We start from the raw sequence: 16,861 nt of genomic DNA on the forward strand, positions 1-16,861 counted from the left end.
GATGCCGTCCTATGACAGGCAAGCCGTCGGCCGGATCCAACGATGAACCACCGCGCCGGGTTCACCAGCGCAGCGCCCGCGGCCCGAGCAGGGCACCCAGGCCCGTCGTCAGCGCGATGCCCAGTGTGTACCACACGGCCACGAAGGCGGCCGAGTGCTCGGTGCATGACAGTGCATAGCCGGCGGCGCCCAGGGCACCAGCCCACAGGCCGGCACCTGCGCCGGCCTCGCGCAGCCGGGTGGGGGCCCAACGCCGCAGCACCGCCAGCGTGGCGGCCAGCGCGGGCAGCGAGAGCACGAACACGCTCCACGGACAGATGGTCCAGGAGTGCCCCAGCAGGGCCTGCACACGTTGCCCGGGCGGGGTGGCGGCCAGCACGGCCAGGCCCAGCGCCAGCATCAGGCCCACCACACCCAGCGCCACCCCGGCCGGCGCGGTCACGGCCGCCACCGGCCGGGCCAACCGCGCGGTGAGCCAGCCGCCCGCAGCGGCCAGCGCGGCGGCGTAGGCCAGCTTGATCCACGGCGCCGGGGTGGCGTACATCGCCGCGGGGATCGCCCCGCCCACGCCCACGGCCAGCAACGCACTGAGCAGCACACCGGCCAGTGCCACCGGCAGCAGGCGCGGGGCCATTGACATGCGCGGCGCCGGGCCCGCGCCGCGGGCCAGCAGGGAGATGAGGTCTTCGGTCTTCATGGCCATTCCCGGGCCAGCATCGCCAGCCGCTTCAATCCACGGTGCACCTGCACCTTGAGCGCCGACACCGACGCGCCGGTGCGTGCGGCCGCCTCGGCCACCGACAGGCCTTCCACCTTGGTCAGCACGATGGCCTGTCGCTGGGCCTCGGGCAGCGCGTCGAGCAAGGCGGCGAGGTCGCGCCGCGCCTCGCCGTCGGTGGCGGCCGGCACGGCCAGTGCCGCCTCGCTCACCTCGTCCAGTGCCTGATGCCAGGCGTCGCGGCGCCCGCGCCGGCGCCACAGGTCGATCAGCTTGTGCCGCGCGATCGCCAGTACCCAGGCGCTCACGGGCCAGCGGGGATCGTAGGTGCCGCGCTGGAGATGCAGTGCCAGCAGGGCTTCCTGCACCAGGTCCTCCACCTCGTCGGGCAGCCCCTGCAGGCGGCGGCGCAGGTAGCCGCGCAGGCGCTTTGCGATCTGCTCCAGCGCGCACCGGTAGGCCTGTTCGTCACCGGCCTGCGCGCGCAGCCACAGCGGCCGCAGCGTGGCTTCGAAATCGTCCTGGGCGTCGGTGTCGGTCATGGGCAGCCGTCGGGGGGCACGCCGGGCCGGATCGCCCGCCCAGGCGGCATGCGGCGCATTATCGGCTGCAGGCCAGGACTGCATCGCGTCGCGGCCGGGCCAGGCGGGGACGGCCGTGCTCACGGGACGACCCTCCGGTCCCTGCGCGACCATCGGCCCAAGGGCGGGACGCGCTCCCTTCGGATCGGCGGTGTGGGCGCGCTCATGCGCGGCTCCCGGCGCGATGGCCGAGCCCGAAACGCTGTGCCAGCAGGTGGTCGAGCGACATGGCGCCCGGGCCGCGCGCCATCAGCCACAACGCCACCGCAGCCCACACCCCGTGGGTGGGCCAGGCGCCGGGGTAGACCAGCCCTTGGATCACCGCGGTCATGCCCAGCAGGCCCAGCGCCGCCAGCCGCGTGCCCAGGCCCAGCAGCAGCATCAGGGGCAGCACATGCTCAGCCCCGGCCGCCAGCAAGGCGGCGGTCTCGGGGGGCAGCAGCGGCAGCCGGTATTCCTCGCGGAACAGGACGATGGCCGAATCGGCCAGGCGGGGCCAGCCCAGCTCGAAATGTCCCTCCACCAAGTCCACGGCGAAGCCCTCGACCTTGGTTTGTCCCGAGCGCCAGAACACACCGGCCAGGGCCACACGGCCCAACAGGGCGATCAGCGACTCGGGCATGCGCTCGAGGGCGGCATGCACGCGGGCAATCCACGCCAGGGGGCCGCGGGGCCGGACGGGGGGCGGGGCGCTGTTCATGCCGGGATCCCTTCGACGACCGGCTCGGCGCAGGCCCCGTGCCGCAACAACAGGGCCAGGCTGGCCCCCAAATCCAGCCCTGTGCCCCCCTCGGCCACCGCCTCGCCCAGGGGGCGGCGCTGCCGCAGCGCCTGGGCGAAGCGGCCTGTGGGCAGCGGCACCGGCAGGACGACGACATCCTCGTCCTCGCGCAGCACCAGGGCGGCTTCGGGCTGGTCGATCCGGACGTCTTCGATGCGGCCCTGGCCCTGATGGGCCGCCCACAGCGATACCACGGCCCAGCAAGACCTCAGCACATGCACGCCAGGCTGCAGCGGCAGCACGAGCCCGGGCAGGCGCTCGGGCTGCGCCAGCGCGGCGCCCAGGCGGGCCGCGGTGCACACTGGGGCCTCGGCGGCATGGAAGGCCTGCACACGGGCATATTCCAGTCGGGCCACATCGGACAGCCAGGGCAGTGCCGCCAGGGGGGGCTGGTGTGCCAGCCAGTCGGCAAAGCCCGCGCCGTAATGGGCCAGCACCGGCGAGCAAGGCGGTTCGGCGCGCACATGGGCGCTGGCCAGGGCGCGGAAGCAGACCGGCCCTACCAGCGCCTGCACCACCGGGAAGGTGTCGGCCAGCGCATCGACGAGAGACGCCACCACGGTGTTGCGGTGGACGTCCAGCCGCACCGTGGGGTCCGAGCCGTTCCAGGCCCGCAGGCCGGGCACGGTGGCGTGCGGGTCGAGCAGGGCCTGGGCGAAGGCGGCCTGCATCGGCAGGGCCGACACGGTGACGTGGCGTTCGGGTCTCATGCCACCGCCTCCATCGCGGCCAGGTGCTGCGCCATCGCCTCACGGGCCTGCACGGCCTCGGCCTCGAGTTGCGCCAGTGGCGGAAGGTGCTGGTCGCGCTCGAGCAGCGTGGGCACCGGCCCCAGGCGCTGCAGGGCCTGCCGGTACAGGGCCCAGACCGGCGGGGCCACCGGGGCCCCATGGGTGTCGATCAGCAGCGGGTCGCCCGCCGCGTCGCGGTCCACCGCAAAGCCGGCCAGGTGGATCTCGCCGACGGCACAGGCCGGCAGCGCATCGATGAAGGCGCGCGCATCGCGTCCGTGATTGACGGCGCTCACATGGGCGTTGTTCACGTCCAGCAGCAGGCCGCAACCGGTGCGGCGCACCGTCTCGGCCAGGAACGTCGCCTCGTCCATCGTCGAGTCCTCGAACATCAAGTAGGTGCTGGGGTTCTCCAGCAGCAGCCGCCGGCCCAGCCGCTCCTGGGCCTGATCGATGTGGTTGCACACGCGCGCCAGCGTCTCGGCCGTGTAAGGCAGGGGCAGCAGATCGTTGAACCAGCGCCCGCCATGGCTCGACCAGGCCAGGTGCTCGGAGAACCAGGCCGGCTCGAAGCGGTCGATGAGGGCGCGCAGCCGGCCCAGATGCGCCTCGTCCAGCGGGCCCTCACCGCCCAGGGACAGGCCCACGCCGTGCAGCGACAGCGGCCAGCGCTCGCGCAGGCGCTCCAGGCGGCGCAGGACGGGCCCGCCGTCGACCATCAGGTTCTCGGCATGCATCTCGAAGAAGTCCATGGCCGAGCCGCGTTCGAGCACCTCGGCCAGGTGGCCGGTCTTCAGGCCGAGCCCCACACCGGTCAGGGGCGGCTGGACCGCGGGGGCACGGGGGGCAGGGCAGGCCATGGCGCGTGCAGCCTCAGGTCTTTTCCTTGAAGGCCTGGAGCTGTCCGTACCCCGTGGGCGAGGTCGGCGAGGCCATCTTCTCGCACGTGCCCTTGGGCACGAGTTTCCAGGCATTGCCCTGGTGATCGCGCTTGGCCGTGCCGGCGCAGGTGGTGCCCGGGCCGGCGGCGCAGTCGTTCTTGCCCTTCAGGGCCACGCCGTAGCATTTCTCCTGGTTGGCGTCCTGGGTCTGGGCGCGGGCGGGGTCGTGGGCCAGGCTCAGGGCGGCGCCCAGCGCCAGGGCGAGGGCGGCTGCCCCCGCCTGGGTCGTCAGCATCTGCGACATCATCGTCTCCTTGCGTGGTGGGGCATCGGCGTGGGCCGATGCGACAGCCGGCGGCCGTCCTGTGCCAGTACGCCGGCGCGCCCGTGTGGGTTACGCATCCCGGCCCTTTCTTTTTTCCGGCGCCGCTGTAACCTCCAGGCTGTCCGCAGCGAAAGCAAGCGCCCACGACCCGAGATCCTTCTGCGCCATGACCGTCTTCTACTGGGTGATGGGTGTGCTCATCGTCGGCACCCTCGTCCCGTCGGCCCTGTTCATGCTCCTGTACGCCGTCACCGGCAACGAGATCCTGGCCCGCCGGGCCGCTGCCTTGTGGGCCTACACCCGCACCTTCGCGCTGTTCGGCGTGAACGTCCTCATCTGGGGCCACGTGCTCGTGGGCCTGTGGAATATCTGGTTTGCCTGACCGTTCTGCCCCGGCAGGCCAAGGACAGGCCGCAGCCGAAGGCCTTAGACGAACTTCCCGATCAGCATCGCCAGGAAGCTCAGCAGCACCGCGCTGGCCAGGGGCAGGTGCCATTGCCGGCCCCCGAGCTTGAAGTGGAAGTCGCCGGGCAGACGGCCCAGGCCGATGCGGTGCAGCCAGGCGCTCAAACCGTTGAAGACGATCAGCGCCAGGAGGATGACCAGCAGCCAGCGCAGCATCGCAGACCTCAGAGCCGGTGGCTGCGGTCGCCGTGGGCAAAGCCGATGGGCTCGAAGTGCCGCAGGTCGAAGCCGCGCGCGAACGCGATCACCTTGAACAGCTCGCCCATCTCGTGCTCGTTGACGAGCTTCTGCACGGCGGCGGCGGCCCGCGGATCGCCTGCTGGCAACAACTCCAGCAGGCCGCAATTGAGCAGGAAGTGGCCCTGGGAGGTGTAGCCCAGCACATCCATCCCGGCCTCCTGGCCGGCCAGTGCGATGCCGGTGAAATTCACGTGAGCGGTGATGTCCTTCTCGCCCACGTCCACCAGGGGGTCGGGGTCGGCGCGGTGGGCACGATGGCACATCAGCGTGCCGCCATGGCGCTGCGGCAGGTAGTACTCATCCTCGGGAAAGCCGTAGTCGATCAGGAACACCACGCCGCGCGTCAGGTGGGCCGAAAGCGTGCGCACGAAGGCCTCGGCCTGGGGGTGGATCTCGGTGACGGTGCCGGGCACGAAGGCGGCTTGCACCGGCGGGCGCAGCGCGGTGGGCCGGTCGCGCCAGACGAAACGTGTGCCGTCCACGCCCACGCCACGCTCCAGCCACTGCTGCCCGTCAAAGTGCAGCAACTGCACCGGCATGGCATCGAGCACCTCGTTGCCCACCACCACCCCGCGCATGGCCTCGGGCAGGCGGTCGTGCCAATGCACACGCGCCAGGTGCGCGGGCTGCTCGGCCGCCAGGCGCGCGCGCTGGCGCTCACGCAAGGCCCCCGAGAGATCGACGATGTGGTAGGCCGAGACCGCCGGCCCCAGGGCCCCCAGAATCTGGCTGGCCAGGGCGCCCGAGCCGGCGCCGAACTCCCAGATCTCGGCGGTGCCGCTGGCCACCAGGGCCTGGCGCAACTGCCGGGCCAGGGTCTGGCCGAACAGCGGGGTCAGCTCGGGGGCGGTGACGAAGTCGCTGCCGCTGCCCGGCAGGAGCCCGAAGGTGCGGCGGCCGTTCGCGTAGTAGCCCAGCCCCGGGGTGTACAGGGCCGCGGCCATGAAACGGTCGAAGCTCCACCAGCCCCCGTCGGTCGCGATGGCCTGGCGCAGGCGCTCGGACAGGGCGGCCGCTACACTGACGGGTTCGTTGGTCTGCATCGCGGCATTGTAGGTAGCCGTCCATGTCCGCTTCTCCAAAGCCCCCGAAGTCCCCTGCCGATGCCTCGCGTCCCGTGGTCCTGATCACCGGCGCGGCGCGGCGCCTGGGCCGGGCGATCGCCAGTGATCTGGCGGCGCAGGGCTGGGACATTGCGCTGCATCACCGCACTTCAGCGTCCGACGCCGAGCGGGCGGCCGCCCAGTGCCGCGGCGCCGGTGCGCGCGTGGCCGTGCTGGCCGCGGACCTGGCCGACGAGGCCGCCTGCCGGGCCCTGGTGCCGCAGGCGGTGGCCGCGCTCGGGCGGCTCGACGCGGTGGTCAACAACGCCTCGCTCTTCGAGTACGACGACGCGCTGAGCACCGGCTTTGCCTCGATGGAGCGCCACTGGCGTGTCAACACCGCTGCTCCGGTGGTGCTGGCCCAGGCGCTGGCGCGACACCTGGGCGCTGGCGGCCGGCGCGGCTGCGTGGTCAACCTGCTCGACCAGAAGCTGTGGAACCCCAACCCCGACTACTTCGCCTACACGCTGTCCAAGGCGGCGCTCGAGTCGGCCACCACGCTGCTCGCCCAGGCCCTGGCGCCTGCGGTGCGTGTGGTGGGCGTGGCCCCGGGCGTGACCCTGCCCTCGGGCCCGATGAACGACGCCGAGTTTGCCGCCTCGTTCCGCATGACGCCGCTGCAGCGCTCGTCCACCCCCGAGGACATCGCCCAGGCCGTGCGCTTCGTGCTGCAGTCGCCGGCGATCACGGGCACCACCTTGCTGGTCGACGGCGGCCAGCACCTGAGCGCCCAGCCGCGCGACGTGATGTTCATCGCGCGCCAGGGCCAGGCCTTCCCCAAGGAATGACATGCAATCCCTGCTGAACCATCCGAGCCTGATGGACTGCCGCCGGCTCTTCCTGCGCAACTACGAGGTCTGGATCAACATCGGCGTGCACGACTTCGAAAAGCGCGGCGAGCAGCGGGTGTTGATCAATGTGGAGCTGTACGTTCCGCTGTCGACCACCACGCCCAAGGCCGACCGGCTGGAGGAGGTGGTCGACTATGATTTCATCCGCCGCACGATCGCCAAGCGGGTCGCACAAGGACACATCCACCTGCAGGAAACCTTGTGCGACGACGTGATCGAACTGATGATGGCCCACCCCCAGGTCAAGGCCGCGCGGGTGTCGACCGAGAAACCCGATGTCTATCCGGATTGCGATGCCGTGGGGGTGGAGGTGTTCCGGGTGAAGGAGATGGCATGAGCACCGTGCTGGACGAGCGCCACGGCGGCAAGACGGCCGACAAGCGCGCCTTCGAGGCCAACAAGCTCAGCAAGCGCCTGCACCGCCTGGTGGGCCAGGCGATCGCTGACTTCAACATGATCGAGCCCGGCGACAAGGTCATGGTGTGCATGTCCGGCGGCAAGGACAGCCATGCCCTGCTCGACATCCTGATCAACTTGAGGCAGCGCGCCCCGGTGCACTTCGACCTGGTGGCCGTCAACCTCGACCAGAAACAGCCAGGCTTTCCGGCGCATGTGTTGCCCGAGTACCTGAAGAGCCGCGGCGTGGACTTCCACATCGAGGAGCAGGACACCTACTCCATCGTCAAGCGCCTCATCCCCGAGGGCAAGACCACCTGCAGCCTGTGCTCACGCCTGCGCCGCGGCATCCTCTACCGCGTGGCGGGCGAGCTGGGGGCCACCAAGATCGCCCTGGGCCACCACCGCGACGACATGCTGCAGACCTTCTTCCTCAACATGTTTTTCGGCGGCAAGCTCAAGGGCATGCCGCCCAAGCTGGTGAGCGACGACGGCAAGCACATCGTGATCCGCCCGCTGGCCTACGTGCCCGAGCACGACCTGGCCGCCTGGGCCGAGCACCGCCAGTTCCCGATCATTCCCTGCGACCTGTGCGGCAGCCAGGAGAACCTGCAGCGCAAGCAGGTGGGCGCGATGCTGCGCGAATGGCAGAAGAAGTACCCCGGCCGCATCGAGAACATGTTCTCGGCGTTACAGACGGTCGTGCCCTCGCACCTGATGGACCGGAACCTCTATCCCTTTGCCAGCCTCCAACCCACCGGCGTGGCCGACGCCGGGGGCGACAAGGCCTTCGACGAGGATGAGGACTGCGCTGCGCCGTCCGCTGCGGTGGTGAGTTTGCAGTTGGACCGTTGAGCCGCCCGCTGCCGGCGGCAGGGAGACGACCGATGCGTTGGATGACAGGGTGGGCGATGGCCGCGTTGCTGCTCTTGAGCGGCTGCGCCGGCATGCGTCTGATCGAAAGCGACGTGAACAGCCACTCGCAGTGGCCCTCCGGCCAGGCTCCCGGCCGCTTCCACTTCGAGCGCCTGCCCTCCCAGCAGGCCCAGGCTGCCCGGCAGGATGCCGTGGAGGCCGCCGCGTTGCCGGCGCTGCAAAAGGCAGGTTTCACGCTGGCTGCGCCCGGCACGACGCCGGAGTATGTGATCCAGGTGGCCAGCCGTCTGACCCGCTATGACCGGGCGCCCTGGGACGACCCCTATCCCTGGGGCTGGAACACGGGCTTGTTCTACGGCGGGCGTTACTACCGGGGTGCCAGCCTGGGCCTGAGCTTCTACGCCCCGCAGCCCTACTACGTGCAGGACGTTTCGGTGCTGATCCGCGACGCGCGCACGCAGCGGGTGCTGTACGAGACCAGCGCCCGCCACGATGGCCGCTGGGCCGACGAGGCGGTGCGGGGCACGCTCTTCGAGGCCGCGATGAAGGACTTCCCGCAGCCGGCGATCAGTCCGCGCCGCGTGCGGGTCGAGATTCCCCGCTGAGTCGGGACTCCCGGCCCGCGAGCTGGTGCCGGGCCAGTTCGCGGAAGCGCCGCGGCGGCCAGCCGGTGTGTTGCGTGAAAAAGCGCGTGAAATACGCCGCATCGGCAAAACCCAGGGTCCAAGCGATCTCCTTCACGCTGAGCTGCGTGTAGGCGAGGTCGCGCTTGGCCTCCAGCAGCAGCCGCTCGTGCAAGGCGCCCAGGGCCGAGGTGCGCAGCACCTCGCGGCATACGCGGTTGAGCTGGGTGGTGGTGATGCCCAGTTGCTCGGCATAGAACGACAAGGGGTGCTGCGCCCGGTAGTGCTGTTCCACCAGCGCACGGAAGCGCTGCACATGCTGCAGGCTGCGCGAGGGCGGCTGGGCACCGTGTGCGCCGGCGGCCTCCAGGGCCCGGCCCAGGCGCACCAGCACCATGCCCAGCGCGGCCGTGAGGGCCGTCATGCGCCAGGGGGCGTGCCCCTGGGCCTCGGCGGTCAGCGTGCGCACCGCCTCGTCCAGCGCCACGAAGGTCGGGGCCTGCGGCTCGAAACTGAGGCACTGCGCACGCGCCAGCCGCGCCTCCAGAGCCGGCTCGGCCTGCAGCAGGGCCTGCAGGCGCTGGGCCACCACGGTCACGATGACACCGTCGGTGTCGCTCGAGAAACGAAAGCCGTGCACCGTCAGTGCCGGCACAAAAACCACGCACGGCGCCACATAGGGCCGCCGCTCGTCGTCGAACACCACCTCGCCCCGCCCGGTGCGCAGGCTCAGGATCTGTGCGAAAAGATCATGCCGATGAGGCCGGATCTCCCAGTCGTAGAGCCGGCTGCGCTCGGCGATCGACTCGACATGCAGGCTCTCGGGGATCAGGGGCTGGTCGTGCTCGCCGTAGAGCGCGTAGGTGGGAACCCGGGTGGCCATGTTTGGAGCGGGCGAGGATGTTCGGATTGTGCAAGTGATTGTCCGCCCCGTCCATTTCACCCCCGGCAAGGCCTCACTAAGCTTGAGACAAATCAACCCGCCTCGACCTGCCAGGAGAGCTGCCATGCGCGTGCAAGTTGCCATCATCGGCGCCGGCCCCTCGGGCCTGCTGCTGGGCCAGTTGCTGTACCGGGCCGGCATCGACGCCGTCATCCTGGAGCAGCGCAGCCCCGACTACGTGCTCGGCCGCATCCGCGCTGGCATCATCGAGCAGGTCACCCAGGACCTGCTGGACCAGGCCGGGGTGGGGCAGCGCATGCACCGCGAAGGCCTGGTGCACCACGGCATCGAGCTCAGCTTCAAGGGTGCACGCCATCGCATCGACCTCACCGGCTTGACCGGCGGCAAGTCGGTGAGGGTCTATGGCCAGACCGAGATCACCCGCGACCTGATGGACGCCCGCCGTGCCGAGGGCCTGACCACGGTGTACGAGGCCGCCAACGTCAGCCTGCACGACTTCGACACCGAGCATCCGCGTGTGCGCTACGAAAAGGACGGCGCCACGCACGAGATCGAGTGCGACTTCATCGCCGGCTGCGACGGCTACCATGGCGCAAGCCGCGCCAGCGTGCCCAAGGGCGCGATCCAGACGTTCGAGCGTGTCTACCCCTTCGGCTGGCTGGGCATCCTGTCGGACACCCCGCCGGTCAGTGACGAACTGATCTACACCCACCACGAACGCGGCTTTGCGCTGTGCAGCATGCGCAGCCCCACGCGCAGCCGCCACTACGTGCAGGTGCCGCTGGGCGAGAAGGTCGAGGACTGGAGCGACGAGCGCTTCTGGGACGAGCTGCGCCGCCGGCTGGACCCGCAAGCTGCGCAGTCGCTGGTCACCGGCCCTTCGATCGAGAAGAGCATCGCCCCGCTGCGCAGCTTTGTGGCCGAGCCCATGCGCTTCGGCCGCCTGTTCCTGGCCGGCGATGCGGCCCACATCGTGCCGCCCACCGGGGCCAAGGGCCTGAACCTGGCCGCCTCCGACGTGGGCTACCTCTCGCGGGCCTTCATCGAGTACTACCAGGAGCGCAGCCGCGCCGGCATCGACCACTACTCCGACAAATGCCTGCGCCGCGTGTGGAAGGCCGAGCGCTTCTCCTGGTACATGACGAGCCTGCTGCACCATTTTCCCGACAACGGTGACTTCGGCCGCAAGATCCAGGAAGCCGAACTCGACTACCTCGTGGGCTCACGCGCGGCATCCACCGCCCTGGCCGAGAACTACGTCGGACTGCCGCTGGAGGGCTGAGCGCTGCATCATTGCAGCATGAAGGTCTGGTACTCCAGCTTGCGGAACAGCCGCTGCACCAAACTCAGACCCAAAAGCAGTGCGCCCAGCAGCGCCAGCGCCAGCCCGTAGCCGAAGAACTCGGCCCCCAGTTCGATCGACCAACGCGACAGCACGAGGTTGAGCACGGTCAAGCTCGCCGTGACGGCGACCACTTCGCGGCGTCTGTCGAGGTAGTACAGCACGTTGAGCACGGCCAGCAGCATGACCTGGAAGCTGGCAGCGGCTGCCTGGACGAGGAACAGCGGGATGTACAAATCGCTGATGCCGATCCAATCGAACAGCGACGGCACGAAGGTGTAGACGGCCAGCAAGGTGATCGTCTGTACCTTCATGATCTGGTACAAGCCTTCGCGCACGGTCTCTTGCATCCGATCGTGGTAGTGGGCGATGTCGTGCAGGGAGCCGCCCTCGCGCACGGCGTTGTAGAACTTGTCGTACCACTCCACGAAGTCGGTCTCGAATTTGACCAGGAAGATGCCCATGCCGGGGATCACGCACAAGTACGCGAGGAACACCGGCAAGTCGTAGATCACCGAAGCGCGCAACCAGCCGATGATGTGCTGAGACGTCGGCTCGGACCACCAAAACACCAGCTTGTCGATCCACACGCCCAGGTTGTAGAACAGACCGGCCAGGAGCAGCTCGGGGTACATCTGACGCCGGCCCAAGCACGCCAGCGACATCGGCTCGCGCAGCGGGAAATTGCGCAGGATCAGCGCCACCATGCCGAACCACAGCGCGAACTGCCCGCCCAGAAAGCCGGCGAACAGGCCTTCCATGCCCAGCGGGCGCAGGGCCCAGGCCAAGCCGACCGACAAGCCGTAGCCACCGCCGTACAGCCACAGAATCGAGCGGTACTGCTTCAAACCCGAGAGCAAGACCGTGGCCACCCAGATGTTGTTGAGCAGCGCAAAACCGCTGACCAGCAACACGCGATACAGATGGCTGGCCTCGCGAAAGCCGAACCACGCCACGCCCCAGGCCAGGGTGCCGCTGAGCGCCGTGGTCACCAAGGTGACGCCCAGGAAGTTGGGCACGACGACCTCGGGCCGTTTTTCGAACAAGCGATCGGCCACCCAGCGGGTGAAGGCCAGTTGCAGCCCGCCGGTGAAGACGAGTGAGCCCATGATGAGGTAGGTGACCGTCACCTGGAACTGCACGATCAAGGCGTCGGGATAGACCGTGCCCAGCGACAACACGCCGATGGCGATGAGGCCGACGATGGAAAACACCCAGGGCCCGGAGCTGATGATGGAGGCGTAGGTGTAGGCCCTCAGCAGCCCGAGGTAAGACTCGGTGCGCAGCAGCTTGCGCAGTTCGAAGCCGATGCCGGCCATCAGGCGGCTCCTTCTTGCCCCGGCCAGGGGGCGTCACCGCGCAAGATGGCCGCCACCCGACCCACGGTGTCGGCCTGCCCTTGTGCGCGGCAGCGGCTGCGCGCCAGGGCGTCTTCGTAGACCAGGCGGTACTTGTCGAACATCAGTGGTTGGGTGTAGTAGCGCTCCACCCGCGCAATGCCGGCGGCCTGCGCTTTGCGGTAGCTGGCGGGGTCGCCGAGCAGCCGTGCGCATGCCATGCCCAGCGCTTGTGCATCGGCGATGCCGACCACTTCGCCGGCGGCTCCCAGGGCTTGGTCCTCCGCGCCCAGTCCATAGATCAACTGTCGGCACGAACCCACGTCGGTGGTGACGGCCGGCACGCCGGCGGCATAGCCTTCCAACAACACCAGCGGCAGGGCTTCACTGATCGACGACAGCACCACCAGCCCGATGCGGGGCATCAGCTCCACCAGCTTTTGAAAGCCGAGAAACTTCACCTTGTCTTCCAGCTCGAGGCTGCGCACCAGTTCACGGCACTCGCGGGCGTAATCGGGATTCTCGTCTTCGGGGCCGGCGATCCAGCCTTGCAGCCCGGGCACGCGGTTGCTGGCCACGCGCACGGCGCGGATGAAGGTTTTGACATCCTTGATCGGCACGACACGGCCGATCAGGCACATCACCGGCGGCGGCGTGTCCGGCCGTTGCGCGCGGGTGGCCGCGAACGGACCGACATTGATGCCATTGGCGATGTTGCAGGTGGTGCGGGGGTCGGCTCCATCGGCGACTTGTCGCTGGCGGTTGGCCTCATACAAAGCGATGACCGGATCGGCCGCGTCATAGCACATCTGGCCCAGCGACTCGAACATGCGGATCCAAAGCTCGCGGAAGTAGCCGGTTTGTCCTGCGCTGCGTTCGAGCACTGGCAGGTTGTCGCTGATCCATTGCGCAGAAAACAGATCGATGCGTCGCTCTTTGGTGTAGATGCCGTGCTCGGACAACACCAGCGGTCGGTTGTGGCGACGCGCCAGCACGGCGCCCAGATAGCCGGCGTAGCCGGTGGACACCGTGTGATAGACCTGCGCCGGCGGCAGTCGCTCGGCCAAATCGGCCAAGGTCCACAGCGGGGTGTGCATGGTGCGCACCGTCCAGAAGTAATCGACGAAGGACGGATCGGTGCAGCGCAGCTGGTACTGTTCGGTCAAGTACCGCCAGGCCTCGTGCGAGTGCAGGAGGTACGACAGTGTCATGTCTTCGCGCATGAGCTTGAGGCTGCGCGCCAGCAGCTCGGTGCGCGCACTGGCATCTTGCTTGCGGCGCAGCTCCTCATGCAGCCGCTCGACGACCTCGGCCGTGCGGCGCTGGCCACGCCATTCCTTGGGCGCCGGCAGTGCCGATTCGGCAAAGAGGTAGTGGTGGGTCAAGCCCACCACGTTGGCGGGCATCTGGTAGCGCGGCGCACCGTAATCTTCAGGGCGCGATCCGATGAACACGATGTGAAAGCGCCGATCGGCAAATCCACTGACGATCTGATGCACCCAGCTGGACACGCCACCGGACACATAAGGGTAGGTGCCTTCCAGCAGCAGCATCACGTCGATGCGCTCATCCGGCGCAGGCACGCGATCGACGGGGGGGCGGCTCATACGAGGGCCTCGGTGATGTCGCTGAGCGGCTGCGCAGGGCTCGCATCGGTCAAGGGGGCGGGCCGCGAGACGCTGGGTTGTCCACCGTCGGAACGGGACCACACCCGCACCACCGGGCGCAGCCGGGGGGCCACCTGGTCGGCGTGCATCGGGCGCAACACCTCGCGCACGTCGTGGTAGCGCCGTTCTTGCCAGGCCAGTTCCGCGGCATAGGGCCGCCACATGGTCGGGCTGGCGTCGGTGGCGCGCAGCCGCAGCAGCATCTCGCGCGCCTCGCGGTGCGCGCCTTGGGCCAGGCTCAGCCGCAGGTGCATCATGAGCAGGCTGGGTTCTTCGGGGGCGGCTTCCAGTGCGATGCGGCAATAGGTCTTGGCTTGATCCATCGTGAAGTCGCGCAAATCGCCTTGTGCCAGCCCCTGGTAGACGAACTCGAGTTGCAGCTCGGCCACCTGCTGCGCCGCACGGGCGAGCACCGGGCCATGGGCGCCTTGGGCGCGCAGGGTCTGCAACTCACGCTGGGCGCTTTGCAGTTTGGCGGTGAGCTCGCGCTCCCAGACCTCGACAATGCTGTAGGCCAGCAGGCGGATTTCCTCGTCAGGGTCGGCCAGCAGTGCGCGCAAAGTGGGCACCGCCACGCGCGGGGCCATCTCGCGCAGCGCCAGCACAGCGCGGATGCGCTGCGCGCGCGCGCGAGCCGGGTCGCGTGCCATGCGGGCGACTTGACCGGCCGGCAGCTCGTCGGGGGCATTCTCGATGTCCAGGCTGACGGCAAAGACCTCCAGCGAGGGGGCTTCGCGCAGATGGTCGCGGCGGCGCACGCGCGCGGGCAAGGCGTGGGCCAACCAGGCGGCCAGCACCACGCCCAAGACCCCAAGCACGGGCATCATCAAGGCCACGGTATAGGTCAAAGCCAGCGACCAGCGCCGGGGCCGTTGTAAAGGCGCGGGCAGCAGCTTCCAGCCGAGCGCGGCGGTGGGCGCTGCGGCCACGGCATGGCCGGCCCAGAAGGCCAGGTACGTCGCCGGGTCGGGGCTCCACAGCAGGGCCAACGCCCCCGCTTCCAGCGCCACGGCGCCGCTGGCCAGTTTGCTCAGACTGGTCATGTCCATGGCGGTTCAACCCAATCCGTGCAAGTGGAGCCTGACCGCATCGCGCAGCTGCGCGAAGCTGTGGGCGGCTTCGATGTTGTAGACCACCGGCTCGATCTGGCTTTGGGCTGCAGCTTGCACGACCTCGCCGGCTTGCTGCAAATAGGCGTTGAGTGTGGCGGCGCTGCTCAGCGGCAGCACCGTCACCCAGGCCAAGCGGCCCGAGGGCGATGTCAGTTGCCAGCTTTCGCTTTCCACCGGCTGCGCCTGCTCCATGCGGGCGCGTGCTTCGGCCGACAAAGGCCGCGGCAGCGCCCACAGCACCGCATGGCTGTGCAGCTGCGCGCGCCGGCTCAGGCGGATCAGCGCCGTCCATTCCTGCTGCAACTCGATGGGCGCGTCGGGCCAGGTTTCGCGTTGCACGCCCACGCCTTGCTCGCGTTCGACGAAGTCGCGATAGGCATCGACCAGCACTTGAAGGCGCTGCAAATTGGTGTGCTCGAAGGCCATGAATGGCATGGTGTGGGCGGCCAGCAGGGCCTGCACCTGGCCTTGCTCGTCGCTGCGCAGCACCGCGGCGTACACCCAGTCGCTGGTGTCCACCTCGGCCAGCGCTTCTTGGGCGATGTGCGCCGCATGACCGTTGTCGAGCACGGTGGCGATCAAGGGATGGGTGTCGTCCAGATCCGGCAGTTCGTGACCGAGCAAAGCGACCCGGTGCCAACCGCTGCGCTGCATGGGATCGCGCACGAAAATGGCCGACTCCATGACCCGGCACGACTGACTGAGCAGCTGCAGAAATCCGAGGGCTTGCGGCAAGCGCGGCCGTTCGGCGCTTTCGGTTTCGGGGTGGGTGCGCTGCCATTGTGCGCACAGCTGCCGAAAGTCCAGCAAGGCGTCGCGCAGCGTCAAGGGGCGGTCCACCAGTTCTTGTTCCAGTGTGGCCAGCGCTTCTTTGACGATGAACAGCCGACGCTTGGTGCGCTCCAGGCGCACGCTCAGATCCTGTGCGGTCTCGCGGTGCAGCCGCTCGCTGCGCCGGTAGGCTGAACCAAACTCGCCAAGCACCAGGGTCATCAAGGTGCCTCCGAGAAAGTATTCACTGGGGAAGTGATCGCCGCTGGCTGCGAACGGCGCCGCACCGGCGATCGGCGCTGCGTGGTGCCACCACCACACGATGGCATACAGGGCCGCACCGGCCAGTCCGTAGCCTGCGCCATAGCGCACCGCGGCCAACCAGGCGCCGAACCACACCCAGGGAAAAGCGCTGTGCAGGGCCAGCGGGTCGGCCGGATTCATGCGCCAGGCCACCCACAGCGCGATCAGCGGCAGCAAGAAGCTTTCGGTCCAAGCCCACCACGTCGCGGTGGCCGCGCGCGGCCGCCACACCCGGTTCAGCCAGGAGCGGCGGCGCAGACGGCGGCGGGCCTTTGGGGACAGCATCAACGGCGGCCCTCGGCGGCAGGCGCGGCACGCACTTGCACGCCGCGCAGCAGCTCATCGATCTGTGCCTGCCCCACGGCGGCCAAGGCTTGGTAGCCCCAACCGGTGCGCGCGCCGGTGGCCGACCAGACCACCTCACCGCTGCGCACCTCGATCAGTTGCAGCGTCACGCCCACGGCAGGCTCGCCGTCCACGCCGCTTTTGTAGCGCCATTCGGTGACGGTGCCGGTCAGGGCCCAGGTGGCGCCTTCACGCCGCGCCCACTGCATGGCCTCGGACGCACTCGGTACGGTGCTGATGTGCAGCGGATTGTCGGGGGCCGGTTGGGGATAGAGCGTGGCTTTCAAGCCGCGCTGTTGGAGCAGGGCCAGCAAGATCGCTTGGGCGCGCCGATCGGCATAGGCCGCTTCAGTGGCGTTGTGCAACGGCAGCACGGCCAAGGTTTCGTGCGCGCCGATCACGATGGCCCGTGGCGGCAGGGCCTGGACGGCACAAGCGCTCAGGATCAGACTCATCAAGACCGTCGAGCAAACGGTCCACCAGCGGCGCGTCGTCATTGCGTATTTCAT

Annotated in this window: 20 protein-coding genes; 6 read left to right on the forward strand and 14 right to left on the reverse strand. The window is 69.1% G+C overall.

What is annotated here, in order from left to right; genetic code table 11:
* Positions 1 to 61: 61 nt before the first annotated feature.
* The 6 genes from AC1ECW_RS11560 to AC1ECW_RS11585 form a co-directional block, all read right to left on the reverse strand.
* On the reverse strand, positions 62 to 697 hold the full coding sequence (locus AC1ECW_RS11560; protein ID WP_481201879.1) for an NrsF family protein: 636 nt from the start codon (positions 695 to 697) through the stop codon (positions 62 to 64).
* Complete coding sequence (locus AC1ECW_RS11565; protein WP_481201880.1) at positions 694 to 1,260, reverse strand: sigma-70 family RNA polymerase sigma factor; 567 nt, start codon at positions 1,258 to 1,260, stop codon at positions 694 to 696. The genes AC1ECW_RS11560 and AC1ECW_RS11565 overlap by 4 nt, the downstream gene beginning before the upstream one ends.
* A gap of 202 nt (positions 1,261 to 1,462) precedes the next feature.
* A complete protein-coding gene (locus tag AC1ECW_RS11570; protein WP_481201881.1) occupies positions 1,463 to 1,999 on the reverse strand; it encodes a DoxX family protein in 537 nt (178 codons plus the stop codon).
* On the reverse strand, positions 1,996 to 2,790 hold the full coding sequence (locus AC1ECW_RS11575; RefSeq protein WP_409709888.1) for an HvfC/BufC family peptide modification chaperone: 795 nt from the start codon (positions 2,788 to 2,790) through the stop codon (positions 1,996 to 1,998). Before AC1ECW_RS11575 ends, AC1ECW_RS11570 begins: the two co-directional genes overlap by 4 nt.
* Positions 2,787 to 3,671, reverse strand: a complete 885-nt coding sequence (bufB, locus tag AC1ECW_RS11580) for an MNIO family bufferin maturase (RefSeq protein ID WP_409709885.1) — start codon at positions 3,669 to 3,671, stop codon at positions 2,787 to 2,789. Before bufB ends, AC1ECW_RS11575 begins: the two co-directional genes overlap by 4 nt.
* A 13-nt stretch (positions 3,672 to 3,684) precedes the next feature.
* The gene (locus tag AC1ECW_RS11585) at positions 3,685 to 3,987 is read right to left on the reverse strand and encodes a BufA1 family periplasmic bufferin-type metallophore (RefSeq protein WP_409709894.1); all 303 of its coding nucleotides are present in this window, start codon (positions 3,985 to 3,987) and stop codon (positions 3,685 to 3,687) included.
* A 196-nt stretch (positions 3,988 to 4,183) separates the two neighbouring features.
* Between AC1ECW_RS11585 and AC1ECW_RS11590 the strand changes: the two genes are divergently transcribed.
* The gene (locus tag AC1ECW_RS11590) at positions 4,184 to 4,399 is read left to right on the forward strand and encodes a hypothetical protein (protein ID WP_409709882.1); all 216 of its coding nucleotides are present in this window, start codon (positions 4,184 to 4,186) and stop codon (positions 4,397 to 4,399) included.
* Positions 4,400 to 4,443: 44 nt separating this feature from the next.
* On the opposite strand, the gene AC1ECW_RS11595 is transcribed toward AC1ECW_RS11590, so the two are convergent.
* Together AC1ECW_RS11595 and AC1ECW_RS11600 are read right to left on the reverse strand one after the other, a co-directional pair.
* Positions 4,444 to 4,638, reverse strand: coding sequence for a DUF2905 domain-containing protein (locus tag AC1ECW_RS11595; RefSeq protein ID WP_409709879.1), 195 nt, complete (start codon positions 4,636 to 4,638; stop codon positions 4,444 to 4,446).
* A gap of 8 nt (positions 4,639 to 4,646) precedes the next feature.
* Positions 4,647 to 5,765 carry a class I SAM-dependent methyltransferase gene (locus AC1ECW_RS11600; protein ID WP_481201882.1) on the reverse strand — a complete coding sequence of 373 codons (1,119 nt, stop codon included), beginning with the start codon at positions 5,763 to 5,765 and terminating at the stop codon, positions 4,647 to 4,649.
* A gap of 23 nt (positions 5,766 to 5,788) precedes the next feature.
* Here AC1ECW_RS11600 and AC1ECW_RS11605 point away from each other — a divergent pair, with 23 nt between their 5' ends.
* From AC1ECW_RS11605 to AC1ECW_RS11620, 4 genes are read left to right on the forward strand one after another with little or no spacing between them, the layout of a single operon-like run.
* Entirely contained in the window at positions 5,789 to 6,613 is an 825-nt protein-coding gene (locus AC1ECW_RS11605; protein ID WP_481201883.1) for an SDR family oxidoreductase, read from the forward strand.
* 1 nt (position 6,614) lies between these two features.
* Positions 6,615 to 7,013 carry a dihydroneopterin aldolase gene (locus tag AC1ECW_RS11610; protein WP_409660100.1) on the forward strand — a complete coding sequence of 133 codons (399 nt, stop codon included), beginning with the start codon at positions 6,615 to 6,617 and terminating at the stop codon, positions 7,011 to 7,013.
* On the forward strand, positions 7,010 to 7,927 hold the full coding sequence (gene ttcA / locus AC1ECW_RS11615) for a tRNA 2-thiocytidine(32) synthetase TtcA (protein ID WP_409704960.1): 918 nt from the start codon (positions 7,010 to 7,012) through the stop codon (positions 7,925 to 7,927). The genes AC1ECW_RS11610 and ttcA overlap by 4 nt, the downstream gene beginning before the upstream one ends.
* A gap of 32 nt (positions 7,928 to 7,959) precedes the next feature.
* Positions 7,960 to 8,553: a DUF4136 domain-containing protein gene (locus AC1ECW_RS11620; protein WP_409704962.1), complete on the forward strand. Its 594-nt coding sequence runs from the start codon at positions 7,960 to 7,962 to the stop codon at positions 8,551 to 8,553.
* Here AC1ECW_RS11620 and AC1ECW_RS11625 read toward each other — a convergent pair.
* Positions 8,516 to 9,454 carry a helix-turn-helix domain-containing protein gene (locus AC1ECW_RS11625; protein WP_409704964.1) on the reverse strand — a complete coding sequence of 313 codons (939 nt, stop codon included), beginning with the start codon at positions 9,452 to 9,454 and terminating at the stop codon, positions 8,516 to 8,518. The two genes, AC1ECW_RS11620 and AC1ECW_RS11625, sit on opposite strands and share 38 nt — an antisense overlap.
* Before the next feature lie 124 nt (positions 9,455 to 9,578).
* Between AC1ECW_RS11625 and pobA the strand changes: the two genes are divergently transcribed.
* Positions 9,579 to 10,757: a 4-hydroxybenzoate 3-monooxygenase gene (pobA, locus tag AC1ECW_RS11630; RefSeq protein WP_409704966.1), complete on the forward strand. Its 1,179-nt coding sequence runs from the start codon at positions 9,579 to 9,581 to the stop codon at positions 10,755 to 10,757.
* Positions 10,758 to 10,765: 8 nt separating this feature from the next.
* On the opposite strand, the gene pelG is transcribed toward pobA, so the two are convergent.
* The 5 genes from pelG to AC1ECW_RS11655 are packed head-to-tail and all read right to left on the reverse strand — an operon-like array spanning position 10,766 to position 16,861.
* On the reverse strand, positions 10,766 to 12,136 hold the full coding sequence (pelG, locus tag AC1ECW_RS11635) for an exopolysaccharide Pel transporter PelG (RefSeq protein ID WP_409704968.1): 1,371 nt from the start codon (positions 12,134 to 12,136) through the stop codon (positions 10,766 to 10,768).
* Positions 12,136 to 13,761: a GT4 family glycosyltransferase PelF gene (gene pelF, locus AC1ECW_RS11640; RefSeq protein ID WP_481201884.1), complete on the reverse strand. Its 1,626-nt coding sequence runs from the start codon at positions 13,759 to 13,761 to the stop codon at positions 12,136 to 12,138. Before pelF ends, pelG begins: the two co-directional genes overlap by 1 nt.
* Entirely contained in the window at positions 13,758 to 14,870 is a 1,113-nt protein-coding gene (locus AC1ECW_RS11645) for a tetratricopeptide repeat protein (protein WP_481201885.1), read from the reverse strand. Before AC1ECW_RS11645 ends, pelF begins: the two co-directional genes overlap by 4 nt.
* Positions 14,871 to 14,876: 6 nt before the next feature.
* The gene (locus tag AC1ECW_RS11650; protein ID WP_481201886.1) at positions 14,877 to 16,295 is read right to left on the reverse strand and encodes a hypothetical protein; all 1,419 of its coding nucleotides are present in this window, start codon (positions 16,293 to 16,295) and stop codon (positions 14,877 to 14,879) included.
* Positions 16,292 to 16,861, reverse strand: coding sequence for a penicillin-binding protein activator LpoB (locus tag AC1ECW_RS11655; RefSeq protein ID WP_409704976.1), 570 nt, complete (start codon positions 16,859 to 16,861; stop codon positions 16,292 to 16,294). The genes AC1ECW_RS11650 and AC1ECW_RS11655 overlap by 4 nt, the downstream gene beginning before the upstream one ends.

The sequence above is a fragment of the Caldimonas hydrothermalis genome (genome assembly GCF_056746695.1).